Source organism: Mucilaginibacter sp. P4_G9 (assembly GCF_056400985.1).
This window is the reverse complement of record NZ_JBFUKF010000765.1, coordinates 1-1,262: the sequence shown is the minus strand read 5'-3', so window position 1 is coordinate 1,262 and position 1,262 is coordinate 1. Positions and strand designations below refer to the sequence as shown.

Sequence of the window (1,262 nt, the reverse complement as noted above, 5' to 3'; positions counted from 1 at the left end):
GTATTATTTCTTATTTACGCTGTTAGTTTTGGCCATTGTACTTACTGTTTCCTACATTGTTTCTTACTTTGGCAAGCTACGTACTAAAGAAAAAAAACTGGAGAAAATAAAAAACAAATGGGCCAAACCTGTAAATGCGAGACGTAATTTTGATTTGATAAAGCTTTACAAGGATGCCGACAACAGCATCGGAAAACTATCAAATGTAACAGCCGATGACCTTGACCTTAAAAGTGTTTTCAACTACATTGATAGGGCTAATTCAAAACCAGGTAAACAATACCTCTACAAAAAGCTGCATTTTCCCGAAACGTCAATTGATAATTTATTAATACTTGACAAAAAGATAGAAACGCTTAACGCCGATGCTCCAAACCGGGAATTTATTGAGCTGGAGCTTTCAAAACTTAATCATATCAATGCTTACCAGATTGTTAACCTGTTTTTAAAATCACATGATCCGTTATTTGCACCGGTGATGAACATGTATATTAAAGCGGTGCCATATTTAATTTTAGCAGCCATTATTTCTCTGCTAATTATACCTAACCCGGTAAGCTTAATAATTTTAGGTGTATTGTTTGGGTATAATATCATTTTCAATTTTGCAAGCAAAAGAAAAATTGCGGCCTATTCAAATTCATTACCCCAGTTGCTGATAATGCATAAGGTTGCCGTTTGGTTAGTTAAAAATGCCAAAACCGGCGATACTGAAGAAATTAAAAAAAGCCTGATAAACCTTGCAGGTCTTAAACGTTCATTAAGTATTGTGAACTTTGAAAGTGAGTTGATTATAGATTCCGGTTCGCCGGGTTATGTGGTTTTCCAACTATTTAAAACATTGTTTTTGCTTGAATCCCACATTTATACCAATTCTGTAAAACACATTGGCAGGTACCGCGATGATATTGAGAAGGTATATACATTTGTGGCCGAAATTGATATACTTATTGCCATACAATCAGTAAGGGAGGGTTTGCCGTTTTATAATAAACCAGAGTTCATTGACCAAAATGCTAAAATGGATATTACCGATCTTTATCATCCATTAATAGATAAATGTGTACCTAATTCTTTATATACCCGTGCCGATAAAGGAGCATTAATAACAGGCTCAAACATGTCGGGCAAAACAACATTTATTAAAGCAATAGCGATAAACACACTGCTGGCTCAAACATTATTCACCAGCTGCGCAAGGGCTTACAAAGCTCCCTTTTTAAAGATCCAAACCAGTATCAAGATCACCGATAGTATAGAAG

1 protein-coding gene is annotated in these 1,262 nt (G+C 35.3%); it reads left to right on the top strand.

Going from position 1 to position 1,262, the window contains the following annotated elements:
• A partial coding sequence (locus tag AC1DPZ_RS27475; RefSeq protein ID WP_477409500.1) for a P-loop NTPase family protein occupies nucleotides 1-1,262 on the top strand: 1,262 nt, incomplete at both ends.